The sequence below is a fragment of the Symbiobacterium terraclitae genome (genome assembly GCF_017874315.1).
GTDB classification, from domain to species: Bacteria; Bacillota; Sulfobacillia; order Symbiobacteriales; family Symbiobacteriaceae; genus Symbiobacterium; species Symbiobacterium terraclitae.
Genome location: NZ_JAGGLG010000017.1, coordinates 40,492 through 58,423, shown reverse-complemented (window position 1 = coordinate 58,423; position 17,932 = coordinate 40,492). Strand labels below are relative to the sequence as shown.

Genomic DNA, 17,932 nt, shown 5'->3' with positions numbered 1-17,932 from the left:
CCATTGTTCCGATCACTCGACTGCAGGGTCCGTCACCCCGGCTCCGCCGGCCGACAGGGCTGTCCGTCACGCCCCCGGCAGACCCGATCTTCCCCGAATCGCAATGAGCAATTGGTGTGCTTGACCTCACCCCGAAATCACAATACGTTGAACCTGCGGATGCCTAGTTATTTGGGCATCGAAATATAGGTTACGGAGATCTACCTGGAAGAGGGGTGTGGCGAGTGTTTTGGAGGACCCGAGGCACTGGGGTGATGGAGCAGCCAGAGCCGGCCCCAACCGAGGCCGAAGGGGCGCCGCAGGCCGCTGCGGACGCGCCGGCCGCCGAAGGGCCGGATTGGGAGGCCGTCAGCCGCACGCTCGACTGCCTGGCCCGGGGCGACCTGGTTCAGGCGCGCACAGAGGCTGCCGCGGTGCCGGCGGAGATCAGGGACGGCATGCTGCAGGCGATTCAGAAACTGGAGCGCACGATGGCCAACCTGGCCGCTTCCGCGGCCACCGCCATCGAGCAGGGGGCCCGGCCGCTGCTGGCGGCCAGCGAGCTGGTGGAGGCCACCCGGGCGCAGGCCACGGAGGTCAACCAGGTGGCGGCGCTGGCGGAGGAGCTGGCCGCGTCCGTGGAGGAGGTGGCCGCATCGTCCGACGCGGCGGTCTCCACGGCCAACGAGACCATCAGGCAGGCGGAGGCCGGCGTCGCGCACGTCCGCGGAGCCCTGGACGGGATGAGCGCGATCGCCGAGGGGATGAGCTGCCTGCAGGACAACGTCAACCGGCTGCTGAGCACGGTGGAGCCGATCCACCAGGTGCTGGAGCTCATCGAGGACATCTCGGGGCAGACCAACCTGCTGGCGCTGAACGCCGCCATCGAGGCCGCGCGGGCCGGCGACCAGGGCAGGGGCTTCGCCGTGGTCGCCCAGGAGGTGCGCCGCCTGGCCGAGCGCTCGCACAGCGCGATCCGGGACGTGCAGGAGCAGATCTCCACGCTCCGGCAGGGCGCCAACGCCGTGTACGAGGCCACCGACCAGCTGGCCCGGCAGATCGCCGACAACATCGGCCTGGCCAGGCAGGGCCAGGAGGCCCTGGAGACCATCCGCAAGTCGGTGGCGGAGAGCACCGCCCCCATGGCCGACATCGCGAAGGCGGCCGAGGAGGAGTCCAAGGCGGTGCAGCAGGCGGCCACGAGCGTGAACCAGATCGCCGGCGCCATGAACAAGGTGCAGTCGGCCACGGCGGAGCTGGCCGTGATGGTCTCGGACCTGCAGGCGGCTCTGCGCAACACCCGGTCGCTCACTGAGCAGTTCAGGATCAACCTGTCGGACATCGAGCTGCTGACCGCCGCCCGGGGTGACCACGTCCTCTGGGTCCAGCGCCTGCACGAGATGCTGCTGGAGCGCGAGGAGATCTCCGTCGAGGACCTCGGCGACCACCACAGCTGCCGCCTCGGCCGGTGGTACGACGCCAACCGCGCCAAGGGCGGCTCGATCCAGGCCTTCGTCGCCCTGGAGCGGCCGCACTCGGAACTGCACGCCGTCGCCCGGCGCGCCGTCGAGCTGTGGAACCGCGGGAAGCGCGAGGAGGCGGCCGGCGAGGTCAAGCGGGTGATCACGCTGTCGCAGGAGATCCTGGCGCTGCTCGCCGAGTGCCGGCAGGCGTGGCCGGCCGAATAGCCCGGCCCCCGCACGGGAACGAAGGCCTGCCCAGGAACGTCTTACCAGGAGCAAGAGGTCGCACGAGGAAGAGGGGATCTCCATGCGCTCACCCCGGCCGCGCCGCGCGGTTCTCCTGGCACTGGCCCTCCTGCTCCTGACCGGCTGCAGCTCGGCCGCCCCGGGCGGGTTCGCCGCTATCCCGCAGCCGGTGCCCGGGGCCACGCCTTCCGCAGGTCCGCAGCCGCTGCCCGGGGCCACGCCCCCCGGTGGCTCGCCGGTCGCGACGGAGGCACCCCCGCCCGGCACAACCCAGCCCGACCCCGGGACGCCGGTGAGGGCCCGGCTCCTGGCAGTGGGCGACCTCCTCATGCACCTGCCGCTGGTCCACTCGTCCGCCCTGCCCGACGGCGGCTGGGACTTCACGCCGCTGTTTCAGCCTGTGCGCCCCTGGATCGACGCCGCTGACATGGCCATCGCCAACCTGGAGACGACCCTCACCGGACCCGACTACCCGTGGGCAGGCTATCCCAGCTTCAACACGCCGCCGGAGCTGGCCCGCGACCTCAGGGCGGTCGGCTTCGACGTGCTGACGAACGCCAACAACCACACGCTGGACTACGTCCAGTTCGGCATCAACCAGACCAACGACGCCCTCGACCGGTACGGCGTCGCCCACACCGGTGCCTCCCGCACCCCGGAGGAGCGGGAGCAGATCCTGGTCGTCGAGCCCGTCCCGGGCCTCCGGGTCGCGGTGCTGGCCTACACGGCCACGACCAACTGGATCCCCCTGCCCGAGCCCTGGTCGGTCAACCTGGTCGACGACGAGCGGATGCCGGCAGACATCCGGCGGGCCCGGTCCCTTGAGGGCGTCGACCTCGTGGTCGTCGCGCTGCACTTCGGCGAGGAGTACGAACGGGAGCCCAACGACCAGCAGCGCTACTACGTGGACGTGGCCCTGCGGGCCGGCGCGGACATCGTGCTGGGCAGCCATCCCCACGTGATTCAGCCCATCGAGGTGCGCCAGGTCCGCGACGACTTCGGCCGGGACCTCCCCAGGGCGGTCATCTACAGCGAGGGGAACTTCATCTCCAACCAGACGGGCCTCCACCGGGAGGCCGGGCTGATGCTGCTGGTCGACGTGGTCAAGGAGGGCGGGGTCACCCGCGTCGAGCGGGTCTCCTTCATCCCCACCTGGGTTCACGGCTACACCGTTGGCGGGCAGAAACGGTACAGGGTCGTGGCGGTGGAGAAGGCCATGCGGGACTACGAGGCCGGGGCGGACCCGCTGATTGCGCCGGCCGACTACGCCCGCCTGCGGGAGGTCTGGGCGGACACCACCGTGCAGGCGGTGGGCAGCCCGGAGGTCGCGGTCTGGTCGGTGGAGCAGCCGATGGCATATGCCGAACGGCTGGGCGGCGCGCCACATACCATGGGTGCAGGCGCTGACGGTGAAGGAGGCCACCCAGTTGGTGGAGCCCAGACAGCTGTGGACGATGGCTGATGTGGAAGCGGTCCTGGCGGAGTCGCTGCGGCGTCCCGTGCTGATCTTCAAGCACTCCACCCGCTGCCCCATCTCTGCCGCCGCCTTCCGGGAATGGCAGGCATATCTCGCCAGCCCGGAGGCGCGGCAGGTGGCCAACGCATGGGTGCGGGTGATCGAGGAGCGGCCGGTGTCGCTCGCGCTGGCCAGCCGCGCGGGGGTGGCGCACCAGTCGCCCCAGGCGCTGCTGATCAGTGGCGGTCGTGCCGTCTGGCACGCCTCCCACGGTGCGATCACGGCCAGGACGCTGAGGGCGGTTGTATCGTGAACGGTAAGGGCCGGGCGGGACTCCGCGGAGTCCCGCCCGGCCCTTCGTCTGAACAACGCATTACTCCGAGGCGGGCAGCGCCTGCTCCTGGTCACCCGGCCGGGCCCGGAAGACCATCTTCAGCAGGGGAGGGGTGAGCAGGGTGGTGCCCAGGCTCACGAACACCATGCCTGTGTAGAGCTCCGGCGGCAGGAGCCCGGCGTCGAGACCGATGGTGGCCACGATCAGGCCCACCTCGCCCCGGGCCATCATCCCCACGCCCACTCCGGTGGCCTCACGCAGCGGGAAGCGGGCCAGAAGCGCGCCGGCGCCGCAGCCCACGATCTTCGTCGCGACCGCGACCAGCACCAGCACGATCACAAAGACCAGGAAGGAGCCGGCCATCCCGGCGAAGGTGGCCGAGAGCCCGACGTTGGCGAAGAAGAAGGGCACGAAGAAGGCGTAGGCGATGTGCTCCACCTCGTGCATGATCTTCTCACGCAGTTCGGTGAGGCTCAGCATCAGCCCGACCAGATAGGAGCCGATGATACCCGCAAGTCCGGTGAACTCAGCCGCCCAGGCGAAGGCCAGCGCGACGCTGATGGCGACGGTGAGCAGGGGCAGCCCACTCTCCATCCGGGCGACGCGCCGCATGACCGCAGGCAGGAGCGTGTAGCCCACGACGATCGCAACGGCGAAGAAGCCCGCCATCTTGCCGAGCAACAGCGGCAGCGGCTCGGCGCCGTGTCCGCCTCCGCCGGAAGCCCCCAGGCTGCCCAGCACCACGGAGAGGACGATGATCCCCAGCACGTCGTCCAGCACGGCCGCAGCCAGGATCGTCACGCCGGGGCGGGACCGGAGGTAGCCCAGCTCCTTCAGCGTCTGCGCGGAGATGGAGACGCTGGTGGCCACCAACAGCACGCCCGTGAAGATTGCCGTCGGGGAGTCGAAGCCCCACCCGCTCGACAGGAGCCACCCGCCGACGAAGGGGAGTGCCACCCCCAGCACGGCCACCAGGGTGGCGGCCAGGGCGTTGCGCTTGATGTCCTCGAACTGCGTCTCCAGGCCGGCGATGAACATGAGGAGCACCACACCGATCTCGGCGACCTCGCTGATGAGGGGTCCCGGATGCAGCCAGCCCAGCACCGCCGGACCGAACAGCACGCCCACGAGGAGCTGGCCCAGCACGGCCGGCTGGCCCAGCCGCTGGCTCAGCCGACCGGCGACAAGGACTGCGAGCAGAATGATGCAAGTCTCCAACAGGAAGCTCAACTGCATACCTCCTCCGATGTCCTGGTGCACAGCAAGCCCCCAAGCCCTCGCCCCGCGAGGGTCTGGGGGCTGATGCACAACCGTCAGACAGCCTGGCTCCCTGCACGCAGGGTAACGCCCGGTGCAGTACGCCCCATCCCGAATATGGTGGATAGTGTAGCAAGCCATGCTCCCCTGCGTCAACTGGTGATCGCGCTCGTGTGAGCGGAAGGCCTACTTTTTCAGGATACAGACCACGGCCTTCATGAAGAACTCGGGAGCCAGCGCCGCCAGGGGCCGCAGGAAGGAGCGCAGCGGCACCAGGCGCCAGTGGGCGACCTGGAAGGGCGACTCCGCCACGATCCGGCGGAACCGCCTGATGGTCATGTGGTTGATGTAGGTCAGCCGGTCGGAGTTGGTACGCGGGTCGCCGAGCCGCAGGCTCAGCCGCATCTCCGCGTCGGGCAGGTCCCTGACCAGCTCGCGGTAGGCCTCGATGAGCACGGGCTCGCTGAAGAAGGCGTGTACCCAGGGGATGCCGATGACGTCGGAGAGGTGGGCGCCGTAGGGGTGGTAGTAAGGAGGGAAGTTGGTGAAGAACAGGCCCCCGGGCTTCAGCACCCGGTGCGCCTCCCGCAGCACCGCCTCGGGCTCGGCCACGTGCTCCATCACGTCGTTGGCGATGATCACGTCGAAGAAGTCGCCGGGGAAGGGCAGCCGTGTGGCGTCGGCGGTGAGGAACTCGGCCCTGTCGGACAGCCCCTTCTCCTCCGCCATCGCCCGGGCCTCTTCCTCGTAGTGGGGGACGATGTCGACCCCGTAGATTTTCTTCACGCCCAGGGTGGCGTAATAGAGCGTCTTGCCGCCCGCTCCGGAGCCGATGTCCAGGACGGTCTTGCCTTTCATGATCTCCTCTGGAGACAGGAAGGGGCGGTAGTGCTCCAGCGTGAGGTGTCCGCGCTCGAACTGCCAGTCGGCATACCGCATCGTGCCCTGGTTCGCCAGGTTGAACGGGTGCACGGGCGGGCGGAAGAACCGGTTCAGGGAAAGCAGAATCCGTGTGGCCAGTCGCAAGTCTTTCGTCACTCCTCGTACGCCCTGCCGGGCAGCCTTTGTCCGAGCGGCGTCAGCGGCGTGCACCGGCACCATCCGGTGCCACGTTCGGCACTCCCTGCACCGGTATCATCTACCCTTCCGGGACTTTCTGCTCGCTCATCCGTAGTAGACCAGTCCCCGGGGCGTCGGCTCGAAGCCCAGGGCCCGCAGCGGTTCGGCCGCGGGGCTCTGCTGGACGGGCGCGTCCTCCCACTGGCGCACCTCGATCCGGCGCACGGCACGGGCGTGGGCGGGCGCCCTGAGGAGGTCCGGCAGCGCGGCCAGCGCCTCCCTCAGTGCGTCCCCCTCCAGCGGGGCCAGCGGGAGCAGCCGCCTGCCGTGCCCTTCGACGCCCAGGACCGGCCTTCCGGCGGCCACCACTACATAATTGGACGACAGACGGGCCAGGCGCGTCTCGCCGGGCCAGGGCAGAACGGATCCGTAGGGATTGGCCGGGTCTGCGGCCGGAAGGAGCAGGGGCGAGGCGGACGCCTGCTCCCTGGCCTGGCGGAGGCGCTCGACCGCGTCCGCCCGGGCGAACTGGACCCCGGACAGCCCGGCGACGAAGTAGCCCTGCCGCACCTGCCCGCGCCACTCCATGCGCCTCAGCTGCGCCAGCACCTCGCCCCACGGCACCGAGCCCTCGTCGGCCGCCACGGCCTCGCGGGTGACGACACCGTACCGTTCCAGGAGCAGTTCGGCGTACGCCGCTGCCCGCCCGGCCGGCATCCCTGCCGCGGCGGGGCCGTCCGGTCCTGCGACCATGCGCTCCGCCAGGGAGGACGTCAGCCACCAGCGGCCCGTGCCTCCCCGAAGCACGGGTGCGGAACGCCCGCGGCTGGCTGCCGTCCGCGCCGAGCGCAGCACCTCCCGCACCGGCGCGAAGGTGTCGTTGGTGACGAGGCCCATCCAGACCAGGTCCCACAGCGCCTCCAGCGCGGCGGAAGGACTCAGGCCCGCCCGGCGCGCGATGCCGCCCAGGAACTCCGCACCGGCGGACCGGCAGGCGGCGAGCACCTGCGCCTGCTCGGGGGTGAGGGCGTCGGGAGCGGGGGCGGCGAGCTGGCCGGCGAGGAGCCCTGCCTGCTCGGGGAGGTAGAAGGCCAGCCGGCCCCCGGGCGCGCCGACCCAGTGCAGCTCGCCCGAGGCCAGGAGCTGGTCCAGCCAGAGCGGCTGGTAGCCGGGAACCCGGCGGGGGAGCACCTCCCGCTCCCAGAGCTCGGCCGGCAGCGGGTAGCCCTGGAGTCGGCGCAGCACCTCCATCAGGGTCCGCAGCGGGGCGGCGTGAGGCGACGCGCCGTGCCGCGCCCGCGGGGCGAGCCCGTGCCAGGCCAGCAGGAACCGGGCGTAAGCGGCGGCGTCCACCGGCTCCACCTGGGCGCGCAGCAAGGTCAGCGTCTGCCGGCGGATCTGGCGCAGGACGCTGCGGTCGCAGTACTCCCGGCCCGCGACGCCGCGGGTGAACTCGCCGGCGGCCAGTTCGCCGCGGGCGGCCAGCACCTCGGCCGCCTCCGTGACCGCCTGGACGGAGAGCCCGTACCGCCCGGCGACCTCCTCCGGCCGGAACGGGCCGTGGGACCGGGCGTAGCGCCGGACCACCGCCGCGACGTCCGCCTCCGGCCGCAGGTAGAGCGCGGCGTCATCGGCGGCTGCCCAGCGCGCCGCGGATGGGATCGGAGGGGAGCCGGAGTCCTCCCCGGATGGAGGCAGGCGCACGGCCCGACCCTCGGCGGCGAGGCGGTCCAGCCAGGCCGGCTCCACGCCGCAGGCCGCCAGCTCCGGCCCGGTCATGTCGCCGGCGCGGCGGAGCAGGTCTTCCACGTCGTCCGGGTGGCGGGGGCGCCACCCCTCAGCCTGCCCCCGCAGGCGGGCCGTGACCACGGCGATTGCCTCGGGGTCCAGCAGGTCCCGCAGGGCGCCCGTGCCCAGGATCTCGTCCAGCAGCTCCCGGTTCAGCGTCAGCAGGGCCCCCTGGCGCTCGGCCCGGGGCGCCTCGCCCTCGTAGAAGTTCTCGGCGACGAACTGCAGCAGGATCTGGCTGGCCATCGGGGAGGGGGAGTCCGTCTCCGCCACCGCCAGCGCGATCTCGCCTGACGCCAGCTCCTCCAGCACCTGGCGGAGCCCGTCCAGGTCCAGGACGTCCCGCAGCACCTCGCGGTAGGTCTCCAGCACCAGAGGGAAGTCGGGATAGCGACGGGCGACCTGCAGCAGATCCGCCGCCTTCATCCGCTGCAGCCAGAAGGGGCGGCGCCGCCCCGGCCGGGGGCGGGGAAGCACCAGCGCCCGGCCGGCGTTCATGCGGAAGTGCGCGCCGAAGAGCGGGGTGGCGCTCACCTCGTCCAGCAGCAGCTCGACGGCCTCGTCCGGGTCGAGGCGGAGCAGGGCATCCGGGTCCACCTGTCGGTCGGCGGCGGGCAGCCGGATGTGGATGACGTCGTCGCTGGTGGTCACCTCCGCCTCCAGGCGGAGCAGCTGCCGGATGCGGGCCCTGAGCACCATGCCCCAGGCCGTGTTGACCCGCCCGCCGAAGGGGGAGAGGAGGACCAGCCGCTGGTCCCCCAGCTCGTCGGGGAAGCGCTCCAGCACCACCCGTCGGTCGGTGGGCACCGCGCCGGTATGGGCGACCTGGTCCCTGAGGTACTGGATCAGGTTCTGCGCCGCCGGCTGATCCAGGCAGCACTCCCCCTGCAGCCAGGCCGGCAGGGAGGGGTCGTCCAGCCGGGCGGCCACCTCGCCGGCGAAGGCGCCCAGCCTCCGGCCCAGCGCCAGGGGGCGCCCGGTCCCCTCGCCCTTCCAGAAGGGCATCCGGGGCATCCGCCCCGGTGCGGGGGCGGCCACTACCCGGTCGTGCTCGATGGCCCGGATCTGCCAGGTGGAGGTGCCCAGGAGGAAAACGTCGCCCACCCGGGACTCGTAGACGAACTCCTCGTCCATCTCACCCAGCTTCACGTCGCTGCCTTCCAGGTAGACGGCGTAGTAGCCACGGTCGGGGATGGTGCCGCCCGAGAGCGCCGCCAGGGCGCGGGCGCCCTCGCGCGCCCGGATGACCCCGGCCTCCCGGTCCCAGACGATGCGGGGCCTGAGCTCCCGGAACTCCTCGGACGGGTACCGGCCGGACAGCATCTCGAGCACGCCGTGCAGCTGCCGCTCCGTCAGGTCCCGGTAGCCGTAGGCGCGGCGCACCAGGGCGAGGAGGTCGTCCACCCGCCACTCGTCCACCGCCGCCATGGCCACGACCTGCTGCGCGAGCACGTCCAGGGCGCCGGTGGGCACCCGGATCTCCTCGACCTCGCCCCGCCGCATCTCCCTGACGATCCCGGCCATCTCCAGCAGGTCGCCCCGGTACTTGGGCAGCAGCCGTCCCTTCGACACCGCCCCCGGGGCGTGGCCGGCCCGGCCCACCCGCTGCAGCCCGCGGCTCACCGTGTGGGGCGACTCGATCTGGATCACCAGGTCCACGGTTCCCACGTCGATGCCCAGCTCCAGCGAGGAGGTGGCCACGAGGCAGGGCAGACGGCCGGCCTTCAGCTCCGCCTCCACCTGCTCCCGGGCCTCCCGGCTCAGCGACCCGTGGTGGACCCGCGCCACCTCCCGCCCGGCCCGCGCGTTGAGCTGGCCGGTGAGCCGCTCGGCCAGCCCCCGGCTGCCCACGAAGACGATCGTGGCCCGGTGTTCCGCCACCAGGTCGAGCACGCGCTGGTGGATGGCCGGCCAGAGCGAGCTCTCCGGCAGGACCCGCATGTCGGCTACCGGCACCTCCACCCTGAGGTCCAGGTCCCGTCGTACCCCGGCGTCCACGATGGTGACCGGCCGCCCGGTCCCGCCCAGGTAGCGGGCCACCTCGTCCAGGGGCCGCTGGGTGGCGGAGAGGCCGATGCGCACCGGCGGCCGCGGCAGCAGGGCCTCCAGCCGCTCAAGCGACAGCGAGAGGTGCGCCCCCCGCTTGTTGGTGCAGAGGGCGTGGATCTCGTCGACGATCACGTAGCGCACCGTGCGCAGCATGTCGCGGGACCGGGAGGTGAGCAGCAGGTAGAGCGACTCGGGCGTGGTGATGAGGATGTCGGGCGGGTGCCGGCGCATCTCCTCCCGCTCCCGCTGCGGCGTGTCGCCGGTGCGCACGGCGTGGGTGAGGTGCGGCAGGTGCATGCCGAGTTCCGCCGCCTTGGCCTCGATCTCCGCCAGCGGCACCTCGAGGTTGCGGTAGATGTCGTTGTTCAGGGCCTTCAGGGGGGAGATGTAGAGCACCTGGACCCCCCGCTCCCGCCGGTCGCCCTGCTGATAGAGGATGTCCAGGCACTTGAGGAAGGCCGCCAGGGTCTTGCCCGAGCCTGTGGGGGCGAGGATCAGCACGTTCTCGCCCCGGGCGATGGCCGGCCAGCCTTCCGCCTGGGGCCGGCTGGGCGCGCCGAAGCGCCCCTCGAACCAGGCCCGCACGGACGGGTGGAACGAGCGGAGCGGCATGAGGTGCACCTCCTGTCCGATGTGTTTCATGTGCGGCCGCAGTCGTTCATCTCGCCTGGTGCAGGGAACACGAGGTGGCACCAGACCGCAGTCGGGCGAATGTTTTTCCGCCATTGACTATACTCAGAATAAGGTGTATATATCTTTCTGCATACCTTAACCGTCTGGCATCGGCGCCTGCCCGCCGCAGCAGGCCTCCTGTGCCGCAACCCTGTTTCCGAAGGGGGATGCGAGATGCTGTCCAAGTTGGATCTCGTGTCCCCCCTTCCGTGAGGAAGGGACTTCATGCACCCGGGAAAAGGAGTGCTCTGCCACGCATGATCGCCGTCTGCGCTTCCGCCCGCCTGTGGCGGGGATACATCGCCCATTCCGTGAGGAGCCCTGACTTCCTCATGAGTGCATTCCTCGCATTCGCTGTGGTCGGACTCAACTTGACGCGATACGCTTCTGCGGGGTGGGTGTCGGCCGGGGAGTTCGGCAGGCACGCCTATCTCCTCACGACACTGCTGGGTCCGCTCATCGGACCGCTCTTGCTCTGGCGGCTGGCCAGGCTGGACCAGGCCCTGGACGAAGTCGTGCAGCTGCGAGCGGACCACGAGCTGGGCCCCCTGCTGGCGCGGGCGCTGAGCGGCGCCCTGGCTGCGGTGCTGGCGATCGTCCTCGGCGTGTGCGGGGCCGGCCTGGTTCAACTGATCGGACAGCCGTTCACCTGGTCAGGCTGGCTCTACGCGCTGGCGTACCTGGTGCGGAGTCTCTCCGCCATGCTGGTCTGGACCGGGCTGGCCTCCGTGGGGATCGCGGCGGCGAGGAGCCCGTGGGGCGCTTTCACCCTCCCGTTGCTCGTCTGGGTCGTGGCCTTCGCCGCCTGGCTGCCGGAAACGGTCTCCTACGCTGCCCGGATCCTGGTGCTGACCGACGCGGGCGTCGTGAGCCCGATGACCCCTTGGGGGATCGGCTTTGGGAGTGCCGTGGCCTGGGTGGGTGCCTTCCTTCTGGCCTTCCTGGGGCTCCTCGGCCTTGCCGCGACGATACAGCGGGTGCATCGCCGCACCTCCCGCGCGGGCACGGCCGTCTTCACCCTGCTCTGCTGGGGGGTTCTGCCGCTGTACCTGGCCGCCCTCGACCCCCTGCGCATGGAAATGGCGATCAAGGGCGATGTTCAGACGAGCTATCCGGTGACCCTCCGGTCGGAGCCAGACCCGGGCCCTGCGGAAGCAGGCATGGAAACGTTGACGACCGGGGCGATGGTCTTGCACCGCCCCGCCGGGAAGCCGGTGCCGGACGAACTCCTGCCCGTCTACCGCACCGTCCTGTCATGGGTCGAGCGGGCCAGCTGGGAGACGGGCATCGCAGACGTATGGGTGGTTCCCGACTTCGGCAGCGTGCCGAACGCCGCCTCCGGCGGTGTTGTTGACGGGTCCAACCTGATCATCCACGAGCGGTGGCTGCGCCGATTCCGCGTCGCTGACCGGCTCTCGATTGCGCTGCGGCTGACCGAGCCCCTGCAGGTCAACCGGCCCGCTCGGATCTACCTGGCGCTGTGGCTCGTCTCCGGCGGGCAGGAAGGCGAGATCAGGCCGCTGTTGGCCTTCCTGGAGCGCTACATGACATCCCAATCGGACTTCCTCGCCGCCGATTGGGAAACCGCGCTCTCGTGGGGCGTGTCCGATGACGAGATCAAGCGCCTTTCGGGCGAATGGGCTGCAGAGGCCACGAAGCCGGTGGAACCGGGGCGGCCAGATTCCAGCGCAGAGCTGCGCCAGAGAGACGTGATGTTCAGCATGCTGCACAGGTGGAACCCAGCGTTTCACATGCCCTATCAGTTCAGCGCCCTGGAGGCCCGCCTCGTACTCCGCCACTGGGGGACGGGCCGGGAGCAGGGGCACCAGCGGTACATTGCGGATCGGCTGGCGGAACTCGAAGAGCTGAGGGGAGCGCGGTGACATGCTTACCTACGAGCTGAAGGATGTCTCGCTGGTGCTGGGGCGCAGACGGGTGTTCACCGGCCTCGACCTCAGGTGCGACGGCCGCGTCATCGGACTGCTGGGCCCCAACGGAGCCGGCAAGACCTCGCTGATGCGCATGCTGGCGACAATCCTGCGGCCGACCCGGGGCCAGATTCTGCTTCACGGCAGGGATATCGTCCGCGAGCCGGCGTACGCCCGCCCCCGAATCGGATACGTCCCCCAGCACTTTCGCCCCCCGGGTGACCTGACAGGCCGGCAGGTGCTCCGTTACCTCGGCGCGCTGCGGAGCGTGTCCGGGTCAGACCGGATCGACCAGTGCCTGGCGCAGACGGGCCTGGTCCGGGCGGCCGACCAGGCGACGGGGGCCTACTCCGGCGGCATGCTCCGGCGGCTGGCCCTGGCCCAGGCACTTCTGACTGAGCCGGCTGTCCTGTTGATGGACGAGCCGACGGCCGGCCTGGATCCCGAGGAGCAGGACCGTTTCCGCACCCTGGTGCGCGGCCTCGCCGAGGGAGGCTGTCAGGTGCTCATCTCCACCCACTTGCTGGAGGAGGTCTCCGCGCTGGCCGACAGCGTGGTGGTGCTGTATGAGGGGCGCATTCTCTTCGCCGGCCTCGCCGCGGAGCTGCTGGCCAGAACCGGCACGCACCGCCTGCAAGATGCCTATCTGCGCCTGCTGCGCGATCCCGGGCCGCAGGGCATGGAGGCAAGGGCATGAGGGACGAGATCGGCCTGAACCTCCTGCGGGAGGCCGGCGTGCTCTTCCACGGCCGGCGCGGCCTCGCCTTGCTGGTGCCGCTGGCGGTGGTGTTGCTGCGCTTCGCCGGGTTTGACGCAACGAGTCCCGGGCATGCCGCCGCTCTGGAGCTCCTTCTGCCCCTGGCCGGGCCCGCCATCGCCGTCGTACTTCTCGGCCTGGACCGTCACGGCATGGGCGAGGTGTTGCTGGTCGGTTCCCCGGCGGGCCACCGCGTGTGGATGCACAGGCACGCCTGGGCGGGCCTGTGGCTGGCACTGACCGCGGTGCTGCCGGCGCCGTCGCTGGACCTGCTTCTGGTCCTCGGCCCCGCCGTTCTGCTCATGGGTCTGGTCCTGTCGTTGTCGCGGCGGGTCAACCTGCGCGCAGGCCTGAGCGCTGCTCTGGTCTGGTGGGGAATCTCCTGCCTGGCCATCCGTCTGGCGGACCCGATTCTGTACTTCGGTCCGTTCTCCTGGGCGATGCTGCAGCTGGTCGAGACGGGCCTGGCCCCTGAGGAGATCTGGCTGCGCAAGGGCGTACAGCTGTTGCTGGGTCTGCTTCTGGCCCTCGACTGGGCACGCCAGAATACGCGGGGCGTCCACCGGTAGGGGGTGACCACCCGCCGCCAGCCCGGCAGGGAGACTACTCCCCGGCCCCCCTCGCCTCCGGGGGCCTGACCAGCGACAGCAGGCCGCTGAGCAGCGCGAGGCCCACCGCGACCGTCAGGGTGGCGCGGAAGGCCGAGGCGAACTCCAGGTGCCGGCTCAGGTGGGCGAACAGGGTGCTGGCGATCGTGATGCCGCTGACCATCCCCACGTTGCGGGCCGCGGCCAGGAGCGCCGCAGCCACTCCCTGCCGCTCCCGGGGGGCCGAGCCCATGATGGCGCTGTTGTTGGGCGGGCTGAAGAAGCCCACGCCGAGGCCGACGACGGCCAGGTAGAGCGCTACCTGCGCGATCGGGGTCTGGGAGCCGGCGTTGGACATCAGCCAGAGCCCGGCGGCCATGACGGCCATGCTGGCCGAGGCGGGGATGCGCGTGCCGATCCGGTCGGAGAGCCAGCCGGCCAGCCCGGCCACGGAGACCATGGCGGCGGGCTGCGCCGTCATGACCGCGCCCGCGGCCATGGGCGAGAGGCCGCGGAACTGCTGCAGGTAGAACGGGATCAGGAACGTGAGGACGAAGTTGGCCGAGAACTGCAGGAAGGCCGCGGCCATCCCGCCGGTGAAGGCCGGCTCCCGGAACATCCGGAGCGGGAGCATCGGCTGGGGGGCGCGCCGCTCCTGCCAGATGAAGAGGACGAGCAGCAGGACGCCGCCGATGAGCAGCAGCCGGGTGCGGGCGTCGGCCCAGCCCCAGGTCTCGGCCTGGCTGAGCGCCAGCAGCACCGAGGCCAGGCCCGAGGCGAAGAGCAGGGCGCCGGGCACGTCGAAGGTCTGGCCGGGCCGCCGCTCCGTGGGCCGCAGCTTGGTGAAGGCCAGGGTCACCCCTGCGGCCGCGACGGGCAGGTTGATGAGGAACACCCACTGCCAGCCCCACTGGCTCGCGATGAAGCCGCCCAGGCTGGGTCCCGTGGTGAGGCCGGTGAAGGTGCAGGTGGCCAGCATGCCCAGGGCCCGGCCCCGCTCCCGGCCTGGGAACGTCGTGGTGATCAGCGCCGGCGAGAGCGCCATCATCACCGCCGCGCCGGCCCCCTGGACCAGCCGGCCGCCGATCAGGGCGGGCAGGGTGGGGGCGATGCCGCAGAGGAGCGAGCCGAGGCCGAAGATGACGAACCCGGAGCCGAAGACCCACTTGTAGCCCAGCATGTCCCCCAGCCGCCCGATGGAGAGCAGCAGCGACGAGATGGTCACCAGGTAGGCGGCGGAGACCCAGCTCACGTCGCCCATGGTCGCCTGGTACTGCGCCTGGATCTGGGGGATGATGGTCGCGATGATGCTGCCGTCCAGCGCGGACATGAAGGCGCTGGTGCCGGCCACGATGAGGACCAGCCACTTGTAGCCCTCTCTGGCTGATGCCTCTCCCCGTTGGGCTCGTGCGGTCAGTTGTTCGTTGGTCGTAAGGTTCACCCTCCCCGCATCCAATTCTGACATCATCCTGTTCGCCCTGATCGCGCAGAATTCCCGCTGTCGCGCACGAATTCGGGCTTGCCCGCGCCGGGCGCCGGGTCTAGGATGGGGGAGAAGTCTGAAAGCGAGGTGCTCGCAGTGCGCATCGCCATCATCTCCGACGTCCACGGGAACCTGGCCGCTCTGGAGGCCGTCCTGGCCGAGATTGCCGCGGAGTCGCCGGACGAGGTCGTCTGCCTGGGCGACCTGGCCTTCAAGGGACCGCAGCCGGCCGAGTGCGTCGCCCGCATCCGGGAGACAGGCATCCCCTGCATCCACGGCAACACCGACCTGGCGCTGCTCATGGCCGCCGGGCGCACGCCCGCAAGCCCGCTGCCGGCGGGGTTCCAGCTGCCCGATCCGGTGCCGCCGGGCCTCGCCTGGCCGGTGGCCCGCCTCTCGTCCGCCGACCTGGGCTACCTGGCCGGTCTCCCCTTCGACCACCGGGTGGAGGCCGACGGCGTGACGGTGCGGTTCGTCCACGCCTCCCCGCAGGACGCCTTCACCGGCATCGTGCCGACCATGGCCCCCGACAAGATCCGGCCGCTGCTCCAGGGTGAGCAGGCGGACTGGATCATCTCCGGCCACGTGCACCAGGCCTACGCCTTCCGGTTCGAGGGGCGCTGGCTCGCCAACCCCGGGGCCGTCGGCTTCTCGCTGGACGGCGACGGCCGGGCCGCCTACGCCGTGCTGGACACGGCCCGGTCGCGGTTTGAGCTCAGGCGGGTCGCGTACGACGTGGAGGCGGCCGTGGCCGCCGCCCGGGAGCGGGACTTCTGCTTTGACCCGGACCGGTACGGCGCGGCGCTGCGGGCCGGGTTCTGGCCGGCGGACCTGTAGGTCGGGCGGGCCGCAGCTCCTCGGAGTGCAGCCCGCCCTCGCTGTTGCGTCCGTCTGCCGCAAAATCTGCCCTATCCGGCCCCCGGGGCCTTTCTCCCCGTCCGACCGCCCGACCGCTCGGTCGTGCCTTCGGGGTCCTGCCCCTGACCCGGGTGCAGCCCCACGGCCGTCACCGGGAAGCCGGGGTCGGCCGGCGACGGCTCGCCCGTGGCCGCCGCCACCTCCATGCCCCGGTACGCCGCCCCGCTGGTGGTGCGGCCCGCCGTGCCCGGGCCCAGCGGATGCGACGCCCGGACCGCCCGCCGGCGCTCCTCCACCGCCTTGTCGTCTTGCATGCGATCCACCTCCCGTCCGTAGGATGCCGTTGACGCGTCCGCAGGATTCAGGGCCGGCTTTCGCCCCGCTGACGTCCGGGATGGGTGCTCCGGCTGTGTCATGGGGTTAGCGATCCTCATCCTGCTGGTCTGGCTGACAGTAGGCGCATCGTTCCAGCTGGCCGCAGTGATGGCAGACCAGCCGTGACCCACCGGTGCATCCGGGGCAGGATTCGCGGGGCGGATGGTTGAAGGCTAATCTGACCAAGCACAGCACCCTCCAGGGGGGGCGGTATGGTGGAGAAGTGGCTCCAGGAACGGCAGGCACAGGAACAGGCGCTCTACAGCCGGGCGCAGCGCACCCGCAGCCAGCAGGACATCGCCGCGTGGGAGCGGTTCGCCCGCCAGACCGCGCGCATGCGGGTGACGGCGGACCAGCTGCGCGGCGCGCTGCCGCCTGAGTACGCCGTGCAGAGCGGCATCCGGGTGCTCTTCCAGGGGCGCGAGATCTACCTTGAGCACCTCGTGGCGGGGCCCAGCGGCATCTACCTGGTGGAGTCGGTGGAGGACAATCCCCAGTGGCGCGACGACCTGGCGCGCAACCTGGCGTTCTTCAACCAGAACCTCGGCTCCAACATCCGGTACTTCTCGTGCCTCGTGGTGGCCCGTGACCTTGCGGGGACGGACCGGCTGCCACAGGGGGTCCACCTGATGGAGTCGCTCGAGGCCGCGCTCTACGTCATCCGGGAAGCGCCCGTCACCGACCCGATGCCGCCTTCCGTTGCGCAGGAGCTCTGGCACATCATCAGAGCCCTGTCGCCGCGGGTGCCGGTGCAGGCGCCGGTGAGGGCCGCATCCCGCGACCGCCGCTTCACCTGGCGGGAGTGGGTCACCATCGCCTGCGCCGCCGCTGCGGACCTCCTGCTCATGACCCAGCCCGGCATGAGCCTGGGCCACTTCATCATCGGGCTGTTCGTGATCGTCGGGCCGGCCGCGGGGCTGGCGGGCCTCACCTTGCTCCTTCCCGCGGGCGAGCCGCGGACCATCGCCTCCTGGGTTCTCATGGTCCTCGCGGTTCTGTTCCTGCTGCTCATGGTCCCCGGGCTGTTTGTGTAGCTGACGACGAAGGTGGCGAACCTGCCTTGGCCCACGTGACTGGTGAAGTGCTGGCCCGGGCGGAGGCCGAGCTGGGCAGGCCGGTCGTCCTCACCTGGCGATACCCCATCGGACCTGCGGAGATGGAGATGGTCGTCTCCTCCACCCGCGGGCAGCGGCGCCTGCACGACGTGACCCTGTTCATCTTCAACCCGGCCGGGCAGCTCGCGCTCATCCGCAAGCACAACTACCCGCCTGGCATCTGGCGCGCCCCCGGCGGGGGCGTCGCGCCCGGCGAGGAGCTGGCGGCGGGGGCCGCCCGGGAGGCTTGGGAGGAGACGGGGCTCAAGGTCCGGATCACCCGCTACCTCCTGCGGGTGCACGTCACCTTTACCTGCGGCGAGCGGGAGCAGCCCTGGACCACCCACGTGCTGCTGGCGGAGGCGGACGGCGAGCCCACCGTCCGGGACCCCAAGGAGATCTCCGCCGTGGCCTGGGGCTCGCTTACCGACCTGTGCGGCCCGATCGCCGACGCGATGCTGGCCACCCCCCGCGGCCTCTTTACCTACCGCGCCGCCCTGCACCGGACGGTCGCGAAGCTGTTAAACGTGATATAATTCCTGCCGTG

14 protein-coding genes are annotated in these 17,932 nt (G+C 71.0%); 9 read left to right on the top strand and 5 right to left on the bottom strand.

Annotation, left to right across the window (positions count from 1 at the left end; all coding sequences use genetic code 11):
• The first annotated feature begins 254 nt into the window (after positions 1-254).
• From J2Z79_RS10865 to ytxJ, 3 genes are all read left to right on the top strand, one after another.
• Positions 255-1,667 carry a methyl-accepting chemotaxis protein gene (locus J2Z79_RS10865; protein ID WP_209466908.1) on the top strand — a complete coding sequence of 471 codons (1,413 nt, stop codon included), beginning with the start codon at positions 255-257 and terminating at the stop codon, positions 1,665-1,667.
• Between the two features lie 82 nt (positions 1,668-1,749).
• On the top strand, positions 1,750-3,150 hold the full coding sequence (locus tag J2Z79_RS10860) for a CapA family protein (protein ID WP_209466907.1): 1,401 nt from the start codon (positions 1,750-1,752) through the stop codon (positions 3,148-3,150).
• Positions 3,119-3,457 carry a bacillithiol system redox-active protein YtxJ gene (ytxJ, locus tag J2Z79_RS10855; RefSeq protein WP_342589469.1) on the top strand — a complete coding sequence of 113 codons (339 nt, stop codon included), beginning with the start codon at positions 3,119-3,121 and terminating at the stop codon, positions 3,455-3,457. Before J2Z79_RS10860 ends, ytxJ begins: the two co-directional genes overlap by 32 nt.
• Before the next feature lie 60 nt (positions 3,458-3,517).
• On the opposite strand, the gene J2Z79_RS10850 is transcribed toward ytxJ, so the two are convergent.
• The 3 genes from J2Z79_RS10850 to J2Z79_RS10840 form a co-directional block, all read right to left on the bottom strand.
• Entirely contained in the window at positions 3,518-4,708 is a 1,191-nt protein-coding gene (locus tag J2Z79_RS10850; RefSeq protein WP_209466906.1) for a cation:proton antiporter, read from the bottom strand.
• Positions 4,709-4,921: 213 nt separating this feature from the next.
• Positions 4,922-5,761: a class I SAM-dependent methyltransferase gene (locus tag J2Z79_RS10845; protein ID WP_209466905.1), complete on the bottom strand. Its 840-nt coding sequence runs from the start codon at positions 5,759-5,761 to the stop codon at positions 4,922-4,924.
• Positions 5,762-5,899: 138 nt separating this feature from the next.
• Positions 5,900-10,243, bottom strand: a complete 4,344-nt coding sequence (locus J2Z79_RS10840) for a DEAD/DEAH box helicase (protein ID WP_209466904.1) — start codon at positions 10,241-10,243, stop codon at positions 5,900-5,902.
• Between the two features lie 458 nt (positions 10,244-10,701).
• Here J2Z79_RS10840 and J2Z79_RS10835 point away from each other — a divergent pair, with 458 nt between their 5' ends.
• Genes J2Z79_RS10835 through J2Z79_RS10825 form a run of 3 tightly spaced genes read left to right on the top strand, consistent with a single transcriptional unit; the run spans position 10,702 to position 13,557 of the window.
• Positions 10,702-12,186 (top strand): hypothetical protein, encoded by a 1,485-nt coding sequence (locus J2Z79_RS10835; protein ID WP_209466903.1) that lies wholly within the window; start codon positions 10,702-10,704, stop codon positions 12,184-12,186.
• 1 nt (position 12,187) lies between these two features.
• Entirely contained in the window at positions 12,188-12,928 is a 741-nt protein-coding gene (locus tag J2Z79_RS10830) for an ABC transporter ATP-binding protein (protein ID WP_209466902.1), read from the top strand.
• A complete protein-coding gene (locus tag J2Z79_RS10825) occupies positions 12,925-13,557 on the top strand; it encodes a hypothetical protein (RefSeq protein ID WP_209466901.1) in 633 nt (210 codons plus the stop codon). Before J2Z79_RS10830 ends, J2Z79_RS10825 begins: the two co-directional genes overlap by 4 nt.
• 34 nt (positions 13,558-13,591) lie before the next feature.
• Here the strand turns inward: J2Z79_RS10825 and J2Z79_RS10820 are convergent, their stop codons facing one another.
• Positions 13,592-15,016: an MFS transporter gene (locus tag J2Z79_RS10820; protein ID WP_209466900.1), complete on the bottom strand. Its 1,425-nt coding sequence runs from the start codon at positions 15,014-15,016 to the stop codon at positions 13,592-13,594.
• Positions 15,017-15,145: 129 nt separating this feature from the next.
• On the opposite strand from J2Z79_RS10820, the gene J2Z79_RS10815 reads away from it, so the two are divergent.
• Positions 15,146-15,895 carry a metallophosphoesterase family protein gene (locus J2Z79_RS10815; protein ID WP_209466899.1) on the top strand — a complete coding sequence of 250 codons (750 nt, stop codon included), beginning with the start codon at positions 15,146-15,148 and terminating at the stop codon, positions 15,893-15,895.
• A gap of 71 nt (positions 15,896-15,966) precedes the next feature.
• Here the strand turns inward: J2Z79_RS10815 and J2Z79_RS10810 are convergent, their stop codons facing one another.
• Entirely contained in the window at positions 15,967-16,230 is a 264-nt protein-coding gene (locus tag J2Z79_RS10810; RefSeq protein ID WP_209466898.1) for a hypothetical protein, read from the bottom strand.
• A 276-nt stretch (positions 16,231-16,506) separates the two neighbouring features.
• On the opposite strand from J2Z79_RS10810, the gene J2Z79_RS10805 reads away from it, so the two are divergent.
• Both J2Z79_RS10805 and J2Z79_RS10800 read left to right on the top strand, forming a co-directional pair.
• Entirely contained in the window at positions 16,507-17,325 is an 819-nt protein-coding gene (locus J2Z79_RS10805) for a hypothetical protein (RefSeq protein ID WP_209466897.1), read from the top strand.
• Between the two features lie 35 nt (positions 17,326-17,360).
• Complete coding sequence (locus J2Z79_RS10800; RefSeq protein WP_342589468.1) at positions 17,361-17,921, top strand: NUDIX hydrolase; 561 nt, start codon at positions 17,361-17,363, stop codon at positions 17,919-17,921.
• Positions 17,922-17,932 lie beyond the last annotated feature (11 nt).

Bases quoted from the DNA above. Each gene is read 5' to 3' on its own strand.
- J2Z79_RS10810 (WP_209466898.1), bottom strand. From the start codon at position 16,230: ATGCAAGACGACAAGGCGGTGGAGGAGCGCCGGCGGGCGGTCCGGGCG.
- J2Z79_RS10860 (WP_209466907.1), top strand. From the start codon at position 1,750: ATGCGCTCACCCCGGCCGCGCCGCGCGGTTCTCCTGGCACTGGCCCTC.
- J2Z79_RS10830 (WP_209466902.1), top strand. From the start codon at position 12,188: ATGCTTACCTACGAGCTGAAGGATGTCTCGCTGGTGCTGGGGCGCAGA.
- J2Z79_RS10825 (WP_209466901.1), top strand. From the start codon at position 12,925: ATGAGGGACGAGATCGGCCTGAACCTCCTGCGGGAGGCCGGCGTGCTC.
- J2Z79_RS10840 (WP_209466904.1), bottom strand. From the start codon at position 10,243: ATGCCGCTCCGCTCGTTCCACCCGTCCGTGCGGGCCTGGTTCGAGGGG.
- J2Z79_RS10865 (WP_209466908.1), top strand. From the start codon at position 255: ATGGAGCAGCCAGAGCCGGCCCCAACCGAGGCCGAAGGGGCGCCGCAG.